Origin of the sequence: Photobacterium ganghwense, assembly GCF_003025595.1 — a bacterium.
Lineage (GTDB): Bacteria > Pseudomonadota > Gammaproteobacteria > Enterobacterales > Vibrionaceae > Photobacterium > Photobacterium ganghwense.
Genome location: NZ_PYMI01000006.1, coordinates 192,222 through 211,685, shown reverse-complemented (window position 1 = coordinate 211,685; position 19,464 = coordinate 192,222). Strand labels below are relative to the sequence as shown.

19 protein-coding genes are annotated in these 19,464 nt (G+C 56.2%); 11 read left to right on the top strand and 8 right to left on the bottom strand.

The features are described from left to right. Nucleotides 1-122: 122 nt before the first annotated feature. Both gppA and rhlB read right to left on the bottom strand, forming a co-directional pair. The gene (gene gppA / locus C9I92_RS20185) at nucleotides 123-1,616 is read right to left on the bottom strand and encodes a guanosine-5'-triphosphate,3'-diphosphate diphosphatase (RefSeq protein ID WP_047887303.1); all 1,494 of its coding nucleotides are present in this window, start codon (nucleotides 1,614-1,616) and stop codon (nucleotides 123-125) included. Between the two features lie 15 nt (nucleotides 1,617-1,631). Beyond that, nucleotides 1,632-2,933: an ATP-dependent RNA helicase RhlB gene (gene rhlB / locus C9I92_RS20180; protein WP_047887302.1), complete on the bottom strand. Its 1,302-nt coding sequence runs from the start codon at nucleotides 2,931-2,933 to the stop codon at nucleotides 1,632-1,634. A 113-nt stretch (nucleotides 2,934-3,046) separates the two neighbouring features. Between rhlB and trxA the strand changes: the two genes are divergently transcribed. The 6 genes from trxA (at nucleotide 3,047) to fre (ending at nucleotide 9,087) form a co-directional block, all read left to right on the top strand. Beyond that, nucleotides 3,047-3,373: a thioredoxin TrxA gene (trxA, locus tag C9I92_RS20175; protein WP_047887301.1), complete on the top strand. Its 327-nt coding sequence runs from the start codon at nucleotides 3,047-3,049 to the stop codon at nucleotides 3,371-3,373. A gap of 200 nt (nucleotides 3,374-3,573) precedes the next feature. Next, entirely contained in the window at nucleotides 3,574-4,833 is a 1,260-nt protein-coding gene (gene rho / locus C9I92_RS20170) for a transcription termination factor Rho (protein WP_047887300.1), read from the top strand. A 236-nt stretch (nucleotides 4,834-5,069) separates the two neighbouring features. Beyond that, nucleotides 5,070-6,050, top strand: coding sequence for a hypothetical protein (locus C9I92_RS20165; RefSeq protein WP_047887299.1), 981 nt, complete (start codon nucleotides 5,070-5,072; stop codon nucleotides 6,048-6,050). A 136-nt stretch (nucleotides 6,051-6,186) separates the two neighbouring features. Next, nucleotides 6,187-8,058 carry a 4-hydroxy-3-polyprenylbenzoate decarboxylase gene (ubiD, locus tag C9I92_RS20160; protein WP_047887298.1) on the top strand — a complete coding sequence of 624 codons (1,872 nt, stop codon included), beginning with the start codon at nucleotides 6,187-6,189 and terminating at the stop codon, nucleotides 8,056-8,058. Between the two features lie 42 nt (nucleotides 8,059-8,100). Further along, on the top strand, nucleotides 8,101-8,367 hold the full coding sequence (locus C9I92_RS20155) for a 2Fe-2S iron-sulfur cluster-binding protein (RefSeq protein WP_207103666.1): 267 nt from the start codon (nucleotides 8,101-8,103) through the stop codon (nucleotides 8,365-8,367). A 9-nt stretch (nucleotides 8,368-8,376) separates the two neighbouring features. Continuing rightward, nucleotides 8,377-9,087, top strand: coding sequence for an NAD(P)H-flavin reductase (fre, locus tag C9I92_RS20150; protein WP_047887296.1), 711 nt, complete (start codon nucleotides 8,377-8,379; stop codon nucleotides 9,085-9,087). A 62-nt stretch (nucleotides 9,088-9,149) separates the two neighbouring features. Here the strand turns inward: fre and C9I92_RS20145 are convergent, their stop codons facing one another. Both C9I92_RS20145 and C9I92_RS20140 read right to left on the bottom strand, forming a co-directional pair. Beyond that, nucleotides 9,150-10,022, bottom strand: a complete 873-nt coding sequence (locus tag C9I92_RS20145; RefSeq protein ID WP_047887334.1) for a carboxylate/amino acid/amine transporter — start codon at nucleotides 10,020-10,022, stop codon at nucleotides 9,150-9,152. Nucleotides 10,023-10,181: 159 nt separating this feature from the next. Beyond that, on the bottom strand, nucleotides 10,182-10,604 hold the full coding sequence (locus tag C9I92_RS20140) for a universal stress protein (RefSeq protein WP_047887295.1): 423 nt from the start codon (nucleotides 10,602-10,604) through the stop codon (nucleotides 10,182-10,184). A gap of 295 nt (nucleotides 10,605-10,899) precedes the next feature. On the opposite strand from C9I92_RS20140, the gene ftnA reads away from it, so the two are divergent. From ftnA to C9I92_RS20115, 5 genes are all read left to right on the top strand, one after another. Next, complete coding sequence (gene ftnA, locus C9I92_RS20135; RefSeq protein WP_047887294.1) at nucleotides 10,900-11,427, top strand: non-heme ferritin; 528 nt, start codon at nucleotides 10,900-10,902, stop codon at nucleotides 11,425-11,427. Nucleotides 11,428-11,501: 74 nt separating this feature from the next. Then, on the top strand, nucleotides 11,502-11,840 hold the full coding sequence (gene uspB / locus C9I92_RS20130) for a universal stress protein UspB (protein ID WP_047887293.1): 339 nt from the start codon (nucleotides 11,502-11,504) through the stop codon (nucleotides 11,838-11,840). A 111-nt stretch (nucleotides 11,841-11,951) separates the two neighbouring features. Beyond that, on the top strand, nucleotides 11,952-13,061 hold the full coding sequence (locus C9I92_RS20125; protein WP_047887292.1) for a mechanosensitive ion channel family protein: 1,110 nt from the start codon (nucleotides 11,952-11,954) through the stop codon (nucleotides 13,059-13,061). A gap of 178 nt (nucleotides 13,062-13,239) precedes the next feature. Beyond that, nucleotides 13,240-14,427, top strand: coding sequence for a BaiN/RdsA family NAD(P)/FAD-dependent oxidoreductase (locus tag C9I92_RS20120; RefSeq protein WP_047887291.1), 1,188 nt, complete (start codon nucleotides 13,240-13,242; stop codon nucleotides 14,425-14,427). A gap of 454 nt (nucleotides 14,428-14,881) precedes the next feature. Beyond that, entirely contained in the window at nucleotides 14,882-15,421 is a 540-nt protein-coding gene (locus C9I92_RS20115; RefSeq protein WP_047887290.1) for a DUF3332 domain-containing protein, read from the top strand. 163 nt (nucleotides 15,422-15,584) lie between these two features. Here the strand turns inward: C9I92_RS20115 and C9I92_RS20110 are convergent, their stop codons facing one another. The 4 genes from C9I92_RS20110 to C9I92_RS20095 all read right to left on the bottom strand — a co-directional run bounded on the left by C9I92_RS20110 (nucleotide 15,585) and on the right by C9I92_RS20095 (nucleotide 19,435). Next, a complete protein-coding gene (locus tag C9I92_RS20110) occupies nucleotides 15,585-16,181 on the bottom strand; it encodes a TetR/AcrR family transcriptional regulator (RefSeq protein WP_047887289.1) in 597 nt (198 codons plus the stop codon). 13 nt (nucleotides 16,182-16,194) lie between these two features. After that, nucleotides 16,195-17,631: a coniferyl aldehyde dehydrogenase gene (locus tag C9I92_RS20105; protein ID WP_047887288.1), complete on the bottom strand. Its 1,437-nt coding sequence runs from the start codon at nucleotides 17,629-17,631 to the stop codon at nucleotides 16,195-16,197. A gap of 67 nt (nucleotides 17,632-17,698) precedes the next feature. Next, nucleotides 17,699-18,310: a tRNA-uridine aminocarboxypropyltransferase gene (locus C9I92_RS20100; protein ID WP_047887287.1), complete on the bottom strand. Its 612-nt coding sequence runs from the start codon at nucleotides 18,308-18,310 to the stop codon at nucleotides 17,699-17,701. A gap of 81 nt (nucleotides 18,311-18,391) precedes the next feature. Continuing rightward, nucleotides 18,392-19,435, bottom strand: a complete 1,044-nt coding sequence (locus tag C9I92_RS20095; RefSeq protein WP_047887286.1) for a membrane protein — start codon at nucleotides 19,433-19,435, stop codon at nucleotides 18,392-18,394. Nucleotides 19,436-19,464: the final 29 nt, after the last annotated feature.

Genomic DNA, 19,464 nt, shown 5'->3' with positions numbered 1-19,464 from the left:
CCGGGTTTACCGGGTTCTGCGGTGAAATCGCCGGGCCATAACCGCCACACCGGCAACAGCTAATAAAAAAGCACCCAAAGAGGGTGCTTTTTTTGTGTCTCTTTTTTGCCCGGAAGCAGGGGTTAGTCGCTGGCAATAATGGTCAGCGGCCAGCCCATGTCGCTCTGACGGTTGGCTTCCTGCTGCAGCTCCGTATCGGTCAGCGGGTTGGCTGCCAGCCAGTGGGCCGGCAGGGTCAGCGTCAGCTTGTTGTCCTCGGCGCTGAGTGCAAAAGGCGGCTGGTGGTCAGTATCCCGGCGATGGCACAGAATCACCGCCAGACGCAGCAGACGCAACAGACGGGTTGCCGTCGGGGCAGACACGGCATGTTGCTCCGGCAGGCTGGTCAGTTGCTCGCGGAAGCGGCGCAGCAGCTCGGCGATCAGGTGCTTCTGGGCACGGGTAAAGCCCGGTAAATCACTGTGGTGGATCAGGTACGCCGCGTGTTCGCCACTCTGCTTGAATTCAATCATGGTGCCGATTTCATGCAGCGCGGCACCGGCGTTGAGTAGGTAGTAAGCCTGCGGCTCAACCTGCCAGATCGGGTCACAGGCTGTCAGCAGCGACAGCGCGGTTTGCGCCACGTTGTCGGCATGCTCGGTATCCAGTTGGAACCGAACCTGCAGGCTGCACAGGGTCCGTTCCCGCACATCATGGTGATGACGCATCTGGCTCATCATGTCGTACACCATGCCTTCACGCAGTGCGCCGCCGGCCAGGGTCATCGACTCGATACCCAGGGACTCGAAAATGGCGATCAGGATCGACAGCCCGCTCGGGAACACCAGAGCGCGCTCCAGGGTCAGGCCCTCAATATCCAGATCTTCCAGTCGCTCGTACTGCATCGCCTGGCGCTGCAAGCGCTTGAGCTTTTGCAGGGTGATGATTTCGTCCATCCCCTGCGCCAGCATGATTTCCTGCAGAGCCTGCACGGTGCCGCTGGCCCCGACACAGGTTTCCCAGCCCAGTTCCTGGTACGGCTCGATGATCGGCGCAATGGCACCTTTCGCTGCCGCAATGGCCGCATCGAAGTTGGCGGCCGTCAGAGCACGGTCTTTGAAGTAGCGCTCCAGCCAAGTCACACAGCCGATTTTCAGGCTGGTCAGGGCGTTGTTGTCAAAGCCCTCGCCGATGATGACTTCTGTGCTGGCGCCGCCGATATCGACAACCAGGCGTTTGCCGCTGCCACCGGAGGTGTGGGCGACTCCCTGATAGATGATGCGGGCTTCTTCTTCACCGGGAATGATGTTCACCGGGTAACCTAGAATGTGTTCTGCCCTGGAAAGAAACGTGTCGGAGTTTACGGCAGTACGCAAGGCGGCAGTGCCGACAATGCGGATATTGCCGGCAGGAATATCCTGCAGGCGTTCAGCAAACAGGCTGAGGCAGTCCCACCCCCGTTGCATGGCGTCTTCACTGAGCTCGTTATTGCTGTTCAGACCCGCGGCCAGGCGGACTTTGCGCTTAATTTTTGCCAGAGTCTGCACGGTGCCGGCCACTTCCCGGACAATCCACATATGGAAGCTGTTGGATCCGAGGTCGATAGCGGCATATAGGGGAGATACTGTTCTTTCCATGGGCATATCAATCAATTACTGCTGTTTGGCAGCCGGTGCACGGCGTCGGTTACGTTGGCGCGGTTGTCCCTGACGGGATGAACTGCCGCGACGGCCGCTGTTCTGGCGAGGCTGACGCTGAATAGCCAGTGGGGCCGGCAGGTCGTCCAGCAGGGCATCTGCATTGTACTTCGACAGCGGGATCGCATGTTCGATGTACGTTTCAATCGCCGGCAGGTTAATCGCGTACTCTTCACAGGCGAAGCTGATCGAATGACCGCTGGCACCGGCACGACCGGTACGGCCGATACGGTGTACGTAATCTTCGGCATCGTCAGGCAAGTCGTAGTTAAAGACGTGCGTTACCTGTGGGATGTGCAGGCCACGTGCCGCCACATCGGTAGCAACCAGGATATCCACTTCACCTTGGGTGAATTGCTCCAGAATACGGACGCGTTTTTTCTGCGGTACATCACCGGTCAGCAGGCCGACGCGATGGTTATCCGCCGCCAGGTGTGCCCAGATATCTTCACAGCGGTGCTTAGTGTTCGCAAACACGATAGCGCGATCCGGCCATTCTTCCTCGATCAGCGTCTGCAGCAGGCGCATCTTGTCTTTATTTGACGGGTAGAACAGTTCTTCCTGGATGCGGTGACCGGTTTTCTGCTCCGGCTCAACAATCACACTTTCCGGGTTGTTCATGTGCTCGAACGCCAACTCTTTCACTCGGTATGAAAGGGTCGCGGAGAACAGCATGTTCAGACGCTCCTGCGGCACCGGCATGCGGCGGAACAGGAAACGGATATCTTTGATAAAGCCCAGATCGAACATACGGTCCGCTTCATCCAGCACCACAGCCTGGATAGAACGCAGATCGATCACGCGCTGCTTGTAAAAGTCGATGATACGACCACAAGTACCGATCAGGATATCGACACCTTCTTCCAGGATTTTCTGCTGCTTCTCGTAAGCTTCACCCCCGTAGGCCAGACCAGCGGTCAGCCCGGTGCTTTCGATTAACGGCTTGGCATCATTGTAAATTTGGATGGCCAGCTCGCGTGTAGGTGCCATAATGATGGCACGGGGGTGGTTCTGTTTGCGGTCCTCTTTTGCTGGTGTCAGCAATAGGTGGTTAAAAGTCGCAGTCAGGAAAGCCAGGGTTTTCCCTGTGCCTGTTTGAGCCTGACCAGCAATGTCACGGCCGGAGAGCACTACCGGCAATGCCAGCGCCTGGATAGGCGTACAATGATGAAAGCCTTTGGCCTCCAATCCTTGTAATACCCGAGGTTCTAACCCCAGGTCGGCAAATTTTTGCTCTGTGATGTGAGTCGTCTTCATTCGTATAGAATATCAGCTTAGGGTTGCAATACGAAACGGATTCCATTCAAATAGAGCACCGATTTGCTGGTTAAAATCAAATCAGCTAAGAAAATCAACCATTGGAGTGGAAGATGAGCGACAAGATTGTGCAGCTGACAGACGCGAGTTTCGAAAGCGATGTGATTAAGGCTGCTGGCCCGGTACTAGTCGATTTTTGGGCTGAATGGTGTGGTCCTTGTAAAATGATTGCCCCAATCCTTGATGAAATCGCCGACGAGTACGAAGGTAAGCTGACGATTGGTAAACTAAACATCGACCAGAATGCAGCCACCCCGCCAAAGTTTGGTATCCGTGGTATCCCGACACTGCTGCTGTTCAAAGACGGTAGCGTTGCGGCCACTAAAGTGGGTGCACTTTCTAAGAGCCAGCTGAAAGAGTTCCTGGACGCGAACCTGTAAGCCGCTCTTATCTCGAACCATGCACAACAATTTCTCAGTTGTGCATGGTTTGGCAACCGTCTATGCTAGACGGATGAGGTCTTTAGTGCTAACTTATTGCACGTTAATTTTAATATCGTTCATTCCTTGACCAGCCTCATTGGTCGACTTTATCTCATTAACATAGAACCCCAATTTTGACTGACAAGAAACCCACCACTATGAATCTTACTGAATTGAAGAACCAACCTATTTCCCAGTTGGTTGCGCTTGGCGAAAGCTTAGGACTGGAAAATCTGGCGCGTTTGAGAAAACAGGACATCATCTTCGCGATTCTCAAACAGCACGCAAAAAGTGGTGAGGACATTTTTGGCGATGGTGTTCTAGAAATTCTTCAAGATGGCTTCGGCTTCCTCCGCTCTGCAGACAGTTCTTACCTCGCCGGCCCAGACGACATTTACGTTTCTCCAAGTCAAATCCGCCGTTTCAACCTTCGCACTGGTGACACCATTTCAGGCAAAATCCGTCCGCCGAAAGACGGTGAGCGTTACTTTGCCCTGCTGAAGGTAAACGAAGTTAACTACGACAAGCCGGACAACGCCCGTAACAAGATCCTGTTTGAAAACCTGACGCCGCTGCACGCGAACGAGCGCATGCGTATGGAGCGTGGTAACGGTTCTACTGAAGATATCACGGCCCGTGTACTGGATCTGGCTTCGCCAATCGGTAAAGGTCAGCGTGGCCTGATCGTGGCACCGCCGAAAGCCGGTAAAACCATGCTGCTGCAGAACATTGCTCAGAGCATTGCGTACAACCACCCAGAGTGTGAGTTGATGGTGCTGCTGATCGACGAACGTCCGGAAGAAGTGACCGAGATGCAGCGTCTGGTGAAAGGCGAAGTAGTTGCCTCGACGTTTGATGAGCCAGCGTCTCGTCACGTTCAGGTTGCTGAGATGGTGATCGAGAAGGCCAAGCGTCTGGTTGAGCACAAAAAAGACGTGGTGATCCTGCTGGATTCCATTACTCGTCTGGCGCGTGCTTACAACACCGTGATCCCATCATCCGGTAAAGTACTGACTGGTGGTGTGGATGCTAACGCCCTGCACCGTCCGAAGCGTTTCTTCGGTGCGGCCCGTAACGTGGAAGAGGGCGGCAGCCTGACTATCATCGCGACGGCACTGGTTGATACCGGTTCGAAGATGGACGAAGTGATTTACGAAGAATTCAAAGGTACAGGTAACATGGAACTGCACCTGTCTCGTAAGATTGCAGAGAAGCGTGTCTTCCCGGCGATTGACTTCAACCGTTCAGGTACCCGTCGTGAAGAGCTGCTGGCGAAGCCGGACGAGCTACAGAAGATGTGGATCCTGCGTAAGATTGTTCACCCGATGAGTGAAACCGACAGCATGGAATTCCTGATTGATAAGCTGTCGATGACCAAGACGAACGACGAGTTCTTTGACGCTATGCGTCGCCAGTAATTCGCGGCTCGAGTCACAGTTTGAGAAACGCCACCCTGTGTGGCGTTTTTTATTACCTTGAGTTTACGGCATAATGTTTTTGAGCATTGTTCAATTGTAGGCTTCAGGCTGGTTTCCAGCTTGGAAACTCCATATACTGTGCGTGTTATCAATATCTAGCTCGTTCGCCAGGAAGGCGGAGGGTTTTTACAATGTTTCCTGAACACCAAGGAGGTGGCATGCGACTAGGACGGTGCATGTTGATAGGATTACTGGCCGCAGTGATGGCAACCACTGCTGCCGCGCAGGAAGTGACGGAGCAGGAAGTTCGTCAGGTTCTTGATTCCCCGCAGGTTCAGCATCAGGTCTCGGTGCTGGCCAAGCTTTATGACGCCAGTGATTTTACAACGCTGGAGTCTCAACTACAGGCATTCTCCGGGCTGGAGCAGGAAGCGGTGCGTACCGGGCTGGTGACGTATGCCGTCGAATCCGGTGCTCTCGATCAGGCCAAGGCCGACTGGCTTCAGCGCCAGGCGGAGCGGACGCCTGCCTACCAGGTGGTGGAGCAGGGTGACGGCTATCTGGTGACCCAGAGTGCGTTCCATTATGGCGCCAAGGCGAAAAGTCTGGTGCGCAAGTGGCAGCACATTCAGCTGGCCGCGGCCATGGTGAAGCAGGCTGAAGCCGGTGAACTGGTCCTGTCTGAATGGATGGCCGGCGAGTTGGCGTCGCAGACCGTACGCCGCGATATTTTCCTGGAACAACTTCCCAATCTGTCAGCGCAGGCTGTCGCCAAACTGGCCGCGCAGTTTACCAGTGACAGTAAGCTGTTGTGGCTGCCGGATAATGCGGTGATCGCCGCGCTGGCGGCGGCTTCCCGTGATAACAGTGTCTACCACCTGCTGTGGCGCCGCCGCAGCGATCAGTTTAGCCTGGCGGAGCTGAATCGCCTGGCGGAGCTGGCTCCGGCCACACACGCAATAGAGCAGCTTAAGGCTGCCACCATCAATCCGTCACTCAAGCGTCAGGCTTACCGAGCGCTGATTACACAGCACCCCATTCCGGTGTCCGCCCGCGACTTTCTGGCTGCCAAGCTGGATGAAGTGGAAGACGGCGAGCTGGTGGCGATCGAACTCGCCCGCATGGGGTATCTGGACTGGCTGCGCCAGCTGGCCGAAGTCAGCCGCAGCAAAGTGATGCAGAATAACTTCCGGGCGGCGATGGCGCAGCAGCCCTGATTGCGTCAATGACTTGAATTATCGCTGATTTGGCGTTAACAACTCGTTATAATGAGTGAAAATGATTTGCGGTACCCGGCGGCTGGCGACAGTGCCGGGTACCTTTCTATTTTCAATCTTGGGTAACAGTTAACTGATGAAATTCAAGGATCTGCGCGAGTTTATTGCTTACCTGGAGCAAGTAGGCCAGTTAAAGCGTATCAAGCAGCCCGTCGACCCGGATCAGGAAATCACAGAAATCTGTGATCGCACCCTGCGTGCCGGAGGCCCGGCTCTCTTGTTTGAAAACCCGATCGGCTATGACATTCCGGTGCTGGCTAACCTGTTTGGTACACCGGAGCGGGTCGCAATGGGTATGGGGCGTCAGGATGTGCACGAGCTGCGAGAAGTCGGCAAGCTGCTGGCATACCTGAAAGAGCCTGAGCCGCCGCGTGGTTTCCGCGATGCGATCGACAAGCTGCCGGTGTTCAGACAGGTACTGAACATGCCAGCCAAGCGGCTGCGTAAAGCGCCGTGTCAGGATATCGTGTGGCAGGGAGAGCAGGTTGACCTGGATAAAATTCCGGTCATGAGCTGCTGGCCGGGCGATGTCGCGCCGCTGCTCACTTGGGGCCTGACCATTACCCGCGGCCCGAACAAAAAACGCCAGAATCTCGGCATCTACCGTCAGCAAAAGCTGGGCAAGAACAAGGTCATTATGCGCTGGCTGGCGCACCGAGGCGGTGCGTTGGATCTGCGTGACTGGATGGAAACCCATCCGGGGCAGCCATTCCCGGTGTCGGTTGCGTTCGGGGCAGACCCGGCAACCATTCTGGGCGCGGTCACGCCAGTTCCCGACACGCTGTCTGAGTATGCGTTTGCCGGCTTGCTGCGTGGCAGCAAGACCGAAGTCGTGAAAAGTATCAGTAACGATCTGGAAGTGCCAGCCAGTGCGGAAATCGTGCTGGAAGGCTACATTGATCCGAACGAGTTCGCGGACGAAGGCCCGTACGGTGACCACACCGGTTACTACAATGAGGTTGAACGCCACCATGTGTTCACCGTCACGCACGTGACCATGCGACAGGACCCTATCTATCACAGCACCTACACCGGCCGCCCGCCGGATGAACCGGCTGTGCTGGGGGTCGCGCTCAATGAAGTCTTTGTTCCTATCCTTAAGAAGCAGTTCCCGGAAATTGAAGATTTCTACCTGCCGCCGGAAGGGTGTTCTTACCGGATGGCCGTGGTAACCATGAAGAAACAGTATCCTGGTCATGCCAAACGCGTCATGATGGGGGTCTGGTCGTTCCTGCGCCAGTTTATGTACACCAAGTTCGTGATTGTCTGTGACGATGACGTCAATGCCCGCGACTGGAACAGCGTGATCCGGGCCATGACGACCCGAATGGAACCGCTGCGTGATACGGTGATGATTGATAATACGCCGATTGACTCGCTGGACTTTGCTTCGCCAGTGGTCGGGCTGGGGTCGAAAATGGGGCTGGATGCCACGGTGAAGTGGGATGCAGAAGTGGCCACGCAACCGACTGCGGCCTGCACCCTGACACCACAGTTTGATGGTGATACGCTGGTCCGGGCGGTGCGGGAGCAGTTCCCGGAAATCGTAGACTGCTATCTGCCGCCGGAAGCCGACGCAGGCGGAATGGCGATTGTGACCATGCAGAAAACCGAGCCCGGCCAGGCGCGCCGCGTGATGGCGGGGATCTGGTCACTGCTGGACGCGCAGGCCAATACCAAGTTCATTATTGTCTGCGATGACGATGTGAATGCGCGCGACTGGAATGATGTGATTTGGGCGGTGACCACCCGAATGGATCCGAGCCGGGATACCTGGCTGGTTGAGAAGTCGCCAGCAGCAGAGGGAGCAGGCTCTCGCATGGGATTGGACGCCACCAACAAGCTGGAGGGGGAAACCGACCGCGAGTGGGGCACCCCGATTACCAAGAATACGGCGGTAGTTGCCCGGGTTGATGCCATCTGGGATGCGCTCGGTATTCTGAACTAACGTTATACGACGACCCGGCCAGAGAGGCCGGGAATGAGAGAAATCATGTACCAAGTACGCCTGTTGCCTCATGAGATGACCTTTACGGCCGAACACGGCCAGACCGTTCTCGAGGCAGCGCTCAACGCAGGTATTGCTTTCCCCAATCGCTGCCAGGTCGGCGCATGTGCCATGTGTATGTGCCGTAAACTGGCCGGTGAGATTCGTTACCAGCTCGAACCGATGCTCACAGAGAAAGAGCAGGCAGAGGGCTGGATTTTTGCCTGTCAGGCGATGGCGGAAAGCGACTTGGTGCTCGATCTGGATTAGAGGAAGAAAATGTCCATCAAATGTGAAGTAAAGTCAGTGGAATCACTGGCCTGTTATACCTACCGTATCTTGTTGCGCCCGGCGCAGCCTGTGGCTTTCAAGGCGGGTCAGTACCTGCTTGCAGTGATGGGCGAGAAGGACAAGCGTCCGTTTTCTATCGCTAACAGTCCATGCCGTGAAAACGAATTGGAACTGCACATCGGTGCGGCCGAGCACAACCCTTACGCGTTGGAAGTCGTGGAGCACATGAAAGCGGCATTGGCCTCTGGTGACAGCATTGAGATCGAAGCGCCACACGGCGAAGCTTGGTTGCGTGAAGACAGCGAGAAGCCACTGTTGCTGATCGCCGGGGGAACCGGTTTCTCATACGTGCGCAGTATTCTGGAGCGCCTGCTGAGCCGTGGTACCAAACAACCGATCTTTCTGTACTGGGGCGGCCGTGATGAGTGCCAGCTGTATGCCGATGCCGAGTTGCAGGCACTGGCGGGGCAGCACGCGAACCTGACCTATGTACCGGTTGTGGAAACGGCACCGGCAGGCTGGAGCGGCAAAGTGGGCAACGTGCTGGAAGCCGTGAGCACCGATTTTGTCAGCCTGGCAGCCTATGACATCTACATTTGTGGACGTTTTGAAATGGCCGGCGCAGCCCGTGAGCTGTTCACGGCCGAAAGAGGCGCGGAGCGCGAGCGGATGTTTGCTGATGCGTACTCTTTTATCTAAGTGCGCCACTTCTGAGCGGAACGAAAAACGGGGCTGAGTGCCCCGTTTTTTGTGGTTGTCGGTCAGGCTCGGGCCCGCTCAACTTGGCGTTTGACCCAAGTCTCATTGAACCACAGTGACGCCATAATAATGATGCCGCCAATGATCAGGCGCGGGTAATCGACGTCGCGGTTCCAGATCACGATGTTGACGATCAGACCCGCCGGTACCAGAGCATTGTTCATGATCGCCAGCGCCCCGGCGTTGACCAGTGTCGCGCCTTTGTTCCAGATGAAATAGCCCAGACCGGAAGCGATGGTGCCCAGATACAGCAGGATGCCCCACTGGGTGCTCGTGGTCGGCAGTTTCTCGGTATTGCCAAACAGCAGGAACATTGGCAGCGCGACACAGACCGCCCCCAGGTAGAACAAACCAAAGACGGTATGCTGCGGCAGATCGGCACGTTCTTGCTCCATGATCCGCTTGTAACCAATCTGGCCGATGGCAAAACAGAGGTTGGCCCCCTGGACAATCAGGAAGCCGAGCACAAAGTCTTCGTTAATCCCTTCAAACTTGATCACTGCGGCACCCAGCACCGCAATGGCCGCTGTCAGCAGGTACCAGGCCGAAAAACGGCGGTGCAGCAGATCGTAGATCAGGGTGACGTAGATCGGGGTAAAAATGGTAAACAGCAGTACCTCAGGAACGCTGAGATACAGGAAGGACTGGTAGTAGAAGCAGTACATCAGGCCCAGCTGAAAGGCACCGACGACCATCAGCTTGATGGCCAGCGCCCGGTGCAGGTGGCGGGTACGCAAAAACGGCAGAAACACCAGAGCAGCCAGTACCACCCGGGTCAGTACCGAGAACCAGGCATCCACCTGGCCCGCCAGGTATACCCCGATCAGGCTGAACGAAAACGCCCAGAGCAGGGTGACAGCAGAAAGATATCCCATAATAAAAGTGTTGAGGTCCAGAATTAAGAGAGCGCCAGTGTAGCGAAAAATCGCCAGGGGAAATACAGGCAGCGGGTAGGGATAAAGCAGGTCAGAGCTTTCACAAACAAAACGGCCCGGTGATCGCACCGGGCCGGAAACACGTACTTCTGACTGAGCTTATTTGAGCGGAATCATCAGCATATCCACCGGAGAACGGTTGATCAGCTGCTTAGCTGAGCTGAGGATTTTGCTCCAGAAGTCCTGATGGTGACCGCAGACGACCAGTTCGATGTGCAGGTCATCGATGGCGTGGCAGATTTCATCACTTAGATCGCCGCTGCCGACCAGAGTATGAGCGACCGGGTAGTTGGCTTTTGCGGCCAGCGCCTGAAGCTGTTTCTGGGCATCGTCAGCCATGCGGTGCTGGGCTTCTGACAGGTTGATATCAATCAGGCCGGTGTACAGCTCGGCGTAGTTAACGTCAATGTGAATGAGTGACAGTTTTGCCTCCAGAGCTTCGGCCAGTTTGGCGGCCTTAGTGACAAGAACGGCACTGTCTTCAGATAAGTCAATGGCTACCAGAATATGTTTGTAAGCCATAGCATGCACTCCTTAACCTTGGGGTTTTATCTCATGCTAGCACTGCCCGCGGGGAAAAAATATTACCCGGATCGCAACTTGGCAAAGTGTTAAAATTGTTTCATATTGAGTGGCGAGTTTGTTGAATTTCATGTACTTTTTGAAACGCAACGTCGGATTTTACGTCGTAATGTCCATAATCGTCGCTAATCGCCTGTTGAGTTGCATTCTCAGTGTTGCATTGTGACAATGGGAGACAAGCGATTTCATACCAGTTGACGAGATTGGTATACACTAGAATAGAAGGAGTAACGCGATGTTAGCTCAAGCGATGGTTGAAAAACTCAACGAGCAGATTAATCTGGAGTTCTTTTCTTCCAACCTGTACCTGCAAATGAGTGCATGGTGCGAAGATAAAGGCTTTGAGGGTGCCGCAGAGTTTCTGCGTGCTCATGCTCGAGAAGAAATGGAGCACATGCAGCGTCTGTTTACGTATGTCAGCGAAACAGGCTCAATGCCTATCCTGGGGGCAATTGATGCGCCAAATCACGAGTACTCATCGTTAGGAGATGTGTTCCGTCAGACTTACGAGCACGAGCGCTATATCACAGAACAAATCAACAAGCTTGCTCATGTTGCGTTTACTACCCAGGACTATTCAACTTTTAACTTCTTGCAGTGGTATGTTGCAGAACAGCACGAAGAAGAAAAACTGTTCAAAGGTGTCCTGGATAAGATTGAACTGGTCGGCGAAGACGGCAAGGCACTGTTCTTTATTGATAAAGATCTGTCCGCAATGGCCAAAGCTGAATCGGCTTCGATCATGGATACACAGGCTGGCTAACAGGCCGGGGGCGCGCCTTTATTGTGCGCCCCAACCACAGGTCAGCCGCTGAGTCACATTGTTCGGGGGTTGTTATGATCAGTGGTGATGCACTTATTCTCGCTCTTTTTCTGGTCGCGGTCGTCAATGTTTCCCGGTACATCAGTACCTTGCGCACCCTGTTGGCGGTGATGCGCGAGTGCGACCCACTTCTCTATCAGCAGGTTGACGGGCGGGGCTTTTTCTCCTCGCAGGGCAACGTGTCCAAGCAAATCAGGCTGTTTCACTATATTCGCAGTCACCAATACCAGAACCACCACGACCCCATTTTTATGGAAAAGTGCGTTAAGGTCCGGAAACTGTTCATTCTGGCCAGTACCTACCTGATGCTGTTTTTCATCTCCATTTTTGTCGTGGCGTTTATGGGACTCTAGTTTTCTGGTGATAATCCTCTCACTTATGCCGTTAGAAGCTGTTTTATGTTGCTAACTCAAAGGGTTGGCGGTAGTTTGTCGCCCTTTAATCAGTAATGCGAAACAGGATTCATGAACCGAGTATATGCGTGGTGGCATGCCCTCGAGCGGGGAAGCAGCCAAGACTGGATGACCAATGTTGGCCTCTTACTGTTACTGAGTGCTTGCCTCTGGGCGGCATGGCTGCTGGTGACCCGCCATTTATTACGGGCTGCCGGAAAAACCCGGCTGGTGTGGGATGATGCGCTGATCCATGCCGTGCGCCGACCGGTGAGCTGGCTGATTTGGCTCTGGCCGGCAGCATTTTCCCTCGGGGTCATGATTGATAACCTGACCGACTACCCGACCGCTTTTCTCTCGGTGGTGCGGCATCTGATGCTGGTCTGGACCTTCATCTGGGTGCTGCTGCGCCTGATCACCAATGCGGAAGATGCCATCAGTGCCAACGCCAAAGATGCCACGACCATCAATGCGATCTCGAAAATTCTACGTCTGACGGTGCTGGTGGTGGGTGGCCTGGTCATGATGCAGAACCTGGGCCTGAGCTTGTCTGGGGTGCTGACTTTTGGCGGAGTGGGCGGTCTGATTGTCGGGATGGCAGCCAAGGATCTGCTGGCCAACTTTTTCGGCGCCATCATGATTTACTTCGATCAGCCGTTTAAACTGGGCGACTGGATCCGTAGCCCGGACCGCCAGATTGAAGGCACGGTCGAAAAAATCGGCTTTCGCATGACGGTGATCCGGACTTTCGACCAGCGCCCGCTGTACGTGCCGAATGCCGTTTTCAGCTCCATTGTGGTGGAAAACCCTTCCCGTATGCTCAACCGCCGGATTAAACAGAAGATCAGCCTGCGCTACCGGGATGTCGATCGCATTCAGTCGGTGGTGGACAGTATCAAAGCCATGTTGGTGGCGCACCCGGATATCGAAACCACGCATCGCACCCTGATTGTGAATCTGGATCACTACGGCGCCTCCTCGCTGGATATTCTGATTTACACTTTTACCAAAACGACAAACTGGGTGGCGTATCAGGAAATTCAGCAGGATGTCATGCTTAAGGTGGCGGCGATTGTGCAGCAGCATGGTGCTGAATTTGCCTTCCCGACCTCGACGCTTCACCTGGCCCAATCACCGGAGCGCCGGCTGGAAAGTGTCAGGATGGAGCAGGCAGCGGGATAATCCATTGCTATTCCCCCTGCCAGACAGGTAAAATTTGCGCTCCTGGTGGGGGGAGCCTGCCAGTTGCCATTACAGGGATGCCGGCCATCAGGCTGCGGCGTCCCTTTTTTATGGTGTAAGGCAGGCTGCGGGCAAGCAGCCACAGGTAGCGTAACGAATAAGCGACAGCGGTGAAGTCATGGCAGAAAAGTTTGATGTGGTAATTATTGGGGCAGGGGCTGCCGGGCTGATGTGTGCCGCCGAAGCCGGTAAGCGCGGGCGCTCGGTACTGGTGGTGGATCACGGTAAAAAGCCGGGGCGAAAAATCCTGATCTCCGGAGGTGGACGCTGCAACTTTACCAATTACGACGTGGCGGCGAACAACTATGTCTGTCGCAATCCCCACTTTGTGAAATCGGCGTTGTCGCAATACACCCAGTGGGATTTCATCGCCATGGTGGCCAAACATGATATCGCCTATGAAGAACGCGATCATGGCCAGTTGTTCTGCGAAGACTCGGCCAAAGACATTGTGAAGATGCTGCTGGCGGAATGCGACCTGCCGACAGTACAGCAGCGTTACCAGATAGATGTGCACCATATCGAGAAAACGGAGACCGGCTTTCGCCTGATGCTGAATACCGAAGCGGTAGAGTGCCAGTCACTGGTGATCGCCACTGGCGGTCTGTCGATGCCTAAGCTGGGTGCTACACCGTTTGGCTACCAGGTGGCAGAGCAGTTCGGCCTGAACATGGTGCCGACCACTGCCGGCCTGGTGCCGTTTACCCTGCATAAAGAAGACAAAGAAGCCTTTGCCGAACTGTCCGGCATCGCTGTTCCGGTGGTCGTGGAGGCCGAAAACGGCACCACGTTCCGTGAAAACCTGCTGTTTACCCACCGTGGTTTATCCGGGCCGGTGATCCTGCAGATATCGTCTTACTGGCTGCCGGGCCAGAAGGTCACGATCGACCTGCTGCCGGATTTGGACGTGGCTGAGACCCTGACCGCCATGCGTGACAAGCACCCGAACCAGAGCCTGAAAAACTCGCTGTCCCGTCTGTTGCCCAAACGCCTGATTGAAGCTTTGATTGAGCGAGGAGATCTGACGGATAAGCCGCTGAAACAGCTGAACTCGAAGGAGCTGGCGGCGCTGGTGAGCTATTTCCATCAGTGGGCGATCGCACCGAACGGCACCGAAGGGTACCGCACCGCCGAGGTGACGCTGGGCGGGGTCGACACTGACGGGCTGTCTTCCAAAACCATGGAAGCCAAGCAGGTGCCGGGGCTGTATTTTGTCGGTGAGGTGATGGATGTGTCCGGCTGGCTGGGCGGTTATAACTTCCAGTGGGCCTGGAGTTCCGGTTTTGTTGCCGGGCAGCACGTTTAACCATTCAGCACATTTCACTAATGACTTCCGATGGGTGGAGTAACACCGCTAGATTAAGTGTGGTTTGCCCCTCATGATCTGTGCCATTAAGAACCTGAGTGCCTCAGACTGGACGTCCCCGAAAGTGCAAAAACTCTTATAGAGTGGACGTCGCCTAGAACTTTAGTTGCCTAGAGTACAAGTTGCCTAGAGTTTTAGTTGCTTAGAGTGCGTTGCCTGGGATTCAAGCCGCTGATGCCGCCACATGGCACAGCGGCTTTTTTACATCATGTGTTTAGTTGACATTATGTGCCTAGGCGCATTCGGCGAAGGCTGCTCACCGGGCTGTCGGGCTGAAATTCAGCAAAAATCAGAGAGATTTAGATTTCTTTCCTCAGGATTTAGATATAAATCCCTATAATTCATCCGGCTTTTTCGGGCAACCTGGCCCTTATGAACTGGAGTATGTCTACTGATGAAAAAACGCGTTTACCAGGCTGTCGCCTTATCCATTCTGGCGACCACACTGACTGGCTGTATTGGCCAGATGGGTACCTCGCAGCTGGTGACCAAAGCTAACCTGAGTGCGGTGGATAACCGTTATGGCCGTGCGGGTCTGTTTGTTCTGCTGAGCCCGGTATACGGGATTGCCGCAACCGCGGACCTGTTTATCTTCAACACAGTGGAATTCTGGACCGGCAAAAACCCGATTACCGGTAAATCCCCGGCGGTGGCGGATACCCCGGTGAATGCGATTTTCAAGGTCAATAGTCAGCTGGATTCTTCTCTTACCACGGTGCCACTGGCCAGCGTGCAGAACAGCGATATTGAAGCGGCGCAGTTCCGTCAGCTTGACGATCATACGCTGGAAATGCACGTCGCTTACCGCAATGGTGAGCAAGCGACGTTGCGTGGTGAGCGTAATGGCGAGAAGGTCGACTTCTACCTGGATGATGCCTTTATCACCGCCGTCGGCATTGACGAGCTGGCGCAGTACGCGCGCAATCAGGCCTGAGTCCACCTTGATTGGCAGGCTGACGCCTGCCGGGATAATCAGCCCTAACTGAACCTGACAAAACCGGGAGCCGCTGTGCTCCCGGTTTTTTGTATCGGCGGACAGGAACGACGGACAGAGCCAGATAGGCGCAGCTGACACGCGTTGTGGTGATCCGTGCCGTTCAGGTCTCTGTGGGACGTAATCCCTGCCACAGCAACTGGAATGCCCAGTGCTGATAGTCGGGATCGGTGGCCAGCTCAGGTTGATCGACAAACAGCCGGGCAGTCGACAGAAAGTGGTGATGGCAGAAGTTGAGCAGCAATGGCAACGGCACCGGTGCCAGCATACCCTGCTGTTGGGCGTCGGTGAGCAGTTCGGCCAGAAACGGCATGGTTTCGAGCATCAGGGCATGGTGGCGGGCCATCGAATAGGCCGGGTCATGGCTGAGCTGCTGCATCAGGCAGAGCTGGCGCGGGTGCAACTTGGCCCAGTTCAGAGAGCGCTGCCAGCACTGCTGCAGTTGGTCGGCTGCCGTGCCTGTCAGCGGGGTGGCTGTGAGAGCCTGCGCCAGGTTGGTTTTGGCATCGAGGTACAGCTGATCCACTAGGGCTTGCTTGGTGGCAAAGTGATGGAATAGGGTGCCGTTGGCGACCCCGGCGGCTTTGGCAATGCTGGCAGTGCTGGTGGCCTGAATGCCCTGAGCGACAAACAAGCTCAGGGCGGTATCCAGCAGGTTCGCCAGACGCCGGGGGCGGGCCGGTGACGATACGTGGTTCATCCCTTCCTCCTCGCTAGCGCAGGAAAAAGGCGAGCAGCAGTTTTTGCCACCAGCGGCCATAGGGTGGTTTGATCAGCCCGGTGGTGTGGAACTTGCCTTGGGTCAGCACCGTTTTAGCTTTCGACAGGGTCAGGAACCCTTCCTGACCGTGGTAATGCCCCATACCGGATGGCCCGATCCCGCCAAATGGCGCATCGTCTGCAGCCACATGCAAAATGGTTTCGTTAATGGCCATGCCACCGGAGTGGGTGTGCCGGCTGACAGTTTGCTGGGTGGTCGGATCCAGACTCATCAGGTACAGCGCCAGTGGTCGGGGGCGCTGGCGGATATAGTCGAGGGCCTGGTCGATATCCTCGTAGGGGATGACCGGCAGCAGCGGGCCGAAGATCTCTTCCTGCATCAGCGTGGCGCTCTCAGGCACTTTGGTCAGCAGGTGAGGGATCAGGCGATGGCGGCTGTCATCTCTGGCCTGTGCGTGGCAGGCGTGCACTTCGGCACCCAGCGCGGCGGCTTCGTCCAGCCAGTGGCACAGGCGCTGATACTGGCGCTCGTTCACAACGGAGGCGAAATGCGGGTTGGTGGTCCCTCCCGGGTAACGACGGTTGAATTCGGCGGTAAAGGCGTCGATAAACGCGTCTTCCTGGCCGCGCGGCAGCAACACATAGTCCGGGGCGACACAAATTTGCCCGGCGTTCATGCATTTGCCGAACAGCAGGCGTTCGACTGCCAACGCCATGGGCATATCCGGCGCGATCAGTACCGGCGATTTGCCACCCAGTTCGAGGGTGACCGGGGTCAAATTGGCCGCTGCGGCCTGCATTACGTGGTGCCCGACCGTGGTGGAGCCGGTAAACAGCAGGTGGTCGAACGGCAGGCGGGTGAAGTGCGCCGCGGCATCGGCTTCTCCTTCAAACACCGCAACCTGATCCGGGGCAAAAACACCTGCCAGCAAGGTGCGCAGGACCCGGTTGGTGGCCGGGGTAAACTCGCTCAGCTTGATCATGGCCCGGTTACCGGCGGCGATGGCGGTGATGAGCGGGCCCAGGCTCAGCATCACGGGGAAGTTCCACGGCACCACAATGCCGACCACCCCGAGTGGCTGGTACTGCACCTCGACATTGGCCGGAGCCAGCAACAGCCCGGCATGACGTCGCGAGGGTTTCATCCAGCGCTTGAGGTGCTTGACGGTGTAATTAATTTGGTTGATGCACGGCAGGATGTCGGCTACCAGAGTGTCCTGCGGATGGCGCTGGCCGTAGTCGGTATTCAGGGCATCGCACAATGCGTGGCGGTGCTGCTTGATGGCATTTTTCAGGACCCGCAATTGTGCCCTGCGTTGCGCCAGCTCAGGCATCGGGTTGGCGTGGTATGCCGCCTGTTGTGTTGCCAGGGTGGTGTCCATTTCCCGGCAAAGGGCCGGTTGCAGGTGCAGGGTTTCTGCCGCGGTCATGTCGTCGCCTCCGTCTGAATACTTAAAAACCGACTAATCAGTCGGTTTTTAAGTATAGAAGAAGCGGTCAGGATTTGTTGTGAGCGGGCGGCTTTTTCTGATGGCCGCTCTGTTCGGCGTGGAAAATGTCGATAAAGGTCGCGAAATATTCCTGCAACCGGTCGGCATCCGGGGCAAATCCCAGTTCTTGCAGCACGGCAATACCAGCTTCGCAGGTACACAAGTTACCGGGCTGCTGATTACGACGCAGCGCATAGGCTGAGTCAGCCTGAGGGACCAGTGCCAGGCGAGGCAGGGCCGCCAGCCACGGGCTGCGGCGCACCATCTTGCGGGCTTCCTGCCAGGTTGCATCGAGAATAATGATCAGCGGGGTTTTGCCGGGCTGGGCCTGAAAAGGGGAAGCCGGGGTGGTGTCATCACCGGGAAATAGCAGCCATGGCTGGTAGCGTGGATCGGCTATCTGCTCGAGCAGAGCTTGCGGCGGATTTACCCGGTCCCAGATCAAACGCTGGCAATCGGGCAGTGTACGTGTCATCAGTTGGCCGGTATTGGTGGTTTTGCCCAGTTCATTAGGGTGGGTCAGCAGCACAAACGGTACGGTGCAGCCCAGGGTTGGTTCAGCATGGCAAATGCAGTTAAAACGCAGTCCGCAGCGGGGACAGGCAGTCGGGTGGGTCATCAGCGAGGTCTTCCGGGCTTTCAGGTGTGCCGAGTGTGGCACACCTGAGAGCGGAAGCAAAGGTGGTGTCAGTGTGCAGGGTTATTGCGGTGCGGGCTGCTTACGCAGAGTCAGGCCGCTGTCACCGAGGAAGTAGGTTTCCCCATTGATGGTCTCCTCGTTTGCGGAAAGTTGTTCGCCGTCGCGTACAAATACCCGCTCGCTGATCAGGCGGCGGCCCTGGTACTGGGCCATGGTGACCTTCACTTTGCCTTCACCGGCCTGCTGCCAGAAGCCGCGCTCCTGCAGGCCCGGCTCACCGCTCGGGTAAGTGTAACGGGTGACGGCCGAATGGTCCGGCTTCAGCTCCAGTGTGGTGGTCAGGGTCGGTTTCTCTCCCAGATACGTGGTGCCCTGATAAGTGCCGCTCCAGGTGAGGGTCACATCGCGGGCACCGAGGGTCGCACACCCCTGATACTTGCGGCCTTTCCAGCTCAGGGTGGACTGCCAGCCATACAGGCTGTCGCTCATGGTGTCATTGCACTGGGCCTGATTCATGGTCAGTTTGCTGTCGGTGCCCTGATAAACCTGATGTCCAGAACGGATATCCCGGCTGGTGATCGCTTGCTGCTCGGTGGCCTGTCCCGGTTGGGTCAGGCTGATGCGATCGGCCTGAACCTCGGCCATCCAGAACGGCTCGTTGCCAAAGGCGCGGGTGGTCTGCGGCCGTTGCTGGCAGCCGTCTGCCACTTCGGCGGACAGCAGGTTGAGTTGTTTCACCACAAATCGGGCATCAAAATCGGCTTCCCGGCCTTCATCGGCTGCCGGCTCCAGATAACCAATAAACTCACCATACAGCGGCGGCTGGCCATAACGGGAGGCCAGGGCGTCAGCGGCCGGCAGGTTTTTGTCCGGCAGGGTCAGCCAGTACTGCTGCTGGCTGTTACATGGCTGGATATAGCGATTGTCCGCACTCAGCACCACTTGCCCCCGTAGCATGAAGGCCTGCACCTGCGCCGGAGTCTGTACCTCGGTGTCCGGTGTGGTGTCGGCTGGCTCTTCAGGCTTGTCCGGGCTACCGGCACAACCGGCCAGCAGGGCGGTCAGCAGAAGTGATGGGGCAAAGGCATTGGCTGGACGTATCATCGGGTTCCCTCGTTGTGATAGGCTGGGCG

Coding starts and splice junctions, on each gene's coding strand:
- C9I92_RS20100 (WP_047887287.1), bottom strand. CDS start 18,310: ATGACCCACCCGACTGCCTGTCCCCGCTGCGGACTGCGTTTTAACTGC.
- trxA (WP_047887301.1), top strand. CDS start 3,047: ATGAGCGACAAGATTGTGCAGCTGACAGACGCGAGTTTCGAAAGCGAT.
- gppA (WP_047887303.1), bottom strand. CDS start 1,616: ATGGAAAGAACAGTATCTCCCCTATATGCCGCTATCGACCTCGGATCC.
- C9I92_RS20140 (WP_047887295.1), bottom strand. CDS start 10,604: ATGGCTTACAAACATATTCTGGTAGCCATTGACTTATCTGAAGACAGT.
- rho (WP_047887300.1), top strand. CDS start 3,574: ATGAATCTTACTGAATTGAAGAACCAACCTATTTCCCAGTTGGTTGCG.
- fre (WP_047887296.1), top strand. CDS start 8,377: ATGTCCATCAAATGTGAAGTAAAGTCAGTGGAATCACTGGCCTGTTAT.
- C9I92_RS20125 (WP_047887292.1), top strand. CDS start 11,952: ATGAACCGAGTATATGCGTGGTGGCATGCCCTCGAGCGGGGAAGCAGC.
- C9I92_RS20165 (WP_047887299.1), top strand. CDS start 5,070: ATGTTGATAGGATTACTGGCCGCAGTGATGGCAACCACTGCTGCCGCG.
- C9I92_RS20105 (WP_047887288.1), bottom strand. CDS start 17,631: ATGACCGCGGCAGAAACCCTGCACCTGCAACCGGCCCTTTGCCGGGAA.
- uspB (WP_047887293.1), top strand. CDS start 11,502: ATGATCAGTGGTGATGCACTTATTCTCGCTCTTTTTCTGGTCGCGGTC.
- ubiD (WP_047887298.1), top strand. CDS start 6,187: ATGAAATTCAAGGATCTGCGCGAGTTTATTGCTTACCTGGAGCAAGTA.
- C9I92_RS20145 (WP_047887334.1), bottom strand. CDS start 10,022: ATGGGATATCTTTCTGCTGTCACCCTGCTCTGGGCGTTTTCGTTCAGC.
- C9I92_RS20120 (WP_047887291.1), top strand. CDS start 13,240: ATGGCAGAAAAGTTTGATGTGGTAATTATTGGGGCAGGGGCTGCCGGG.
- C9I92_RS20115 (WP_047887290.1), top strand. CDS start 14,882: ATGAAAAAACGCGTTTACCAGGCTGTCGCCTTATCCATTCTGGCGACC.
- ftnA (WP_047887294.1), top strand. CDS start 10,900: ATGTTAGCTCAAGCGATGGTTGAAAAACTCAACGAGCAGATTAATCTG.
- rhlB (WP_047887302.1), bottom strand. CDS start 2,933: ATGAAGACGACTCACATCACAGAGCAAAAATTTGCCGACCTGGGGTTA.
- C9I92_RS20095 (WP_047887286.1), bottom strand. CDS start 19,435: ATGATACGTCCAGCCAATGCCTTTGCCCCATCACTTCTGCTGACCGCC.
- C9I92_RS20110 (WP_047887289.1), bottom strand. CDS start 16,181: ATGAACCACGTATCGTCACCGGCCCGCCCCCGGCGTCTGGCGAACCTG.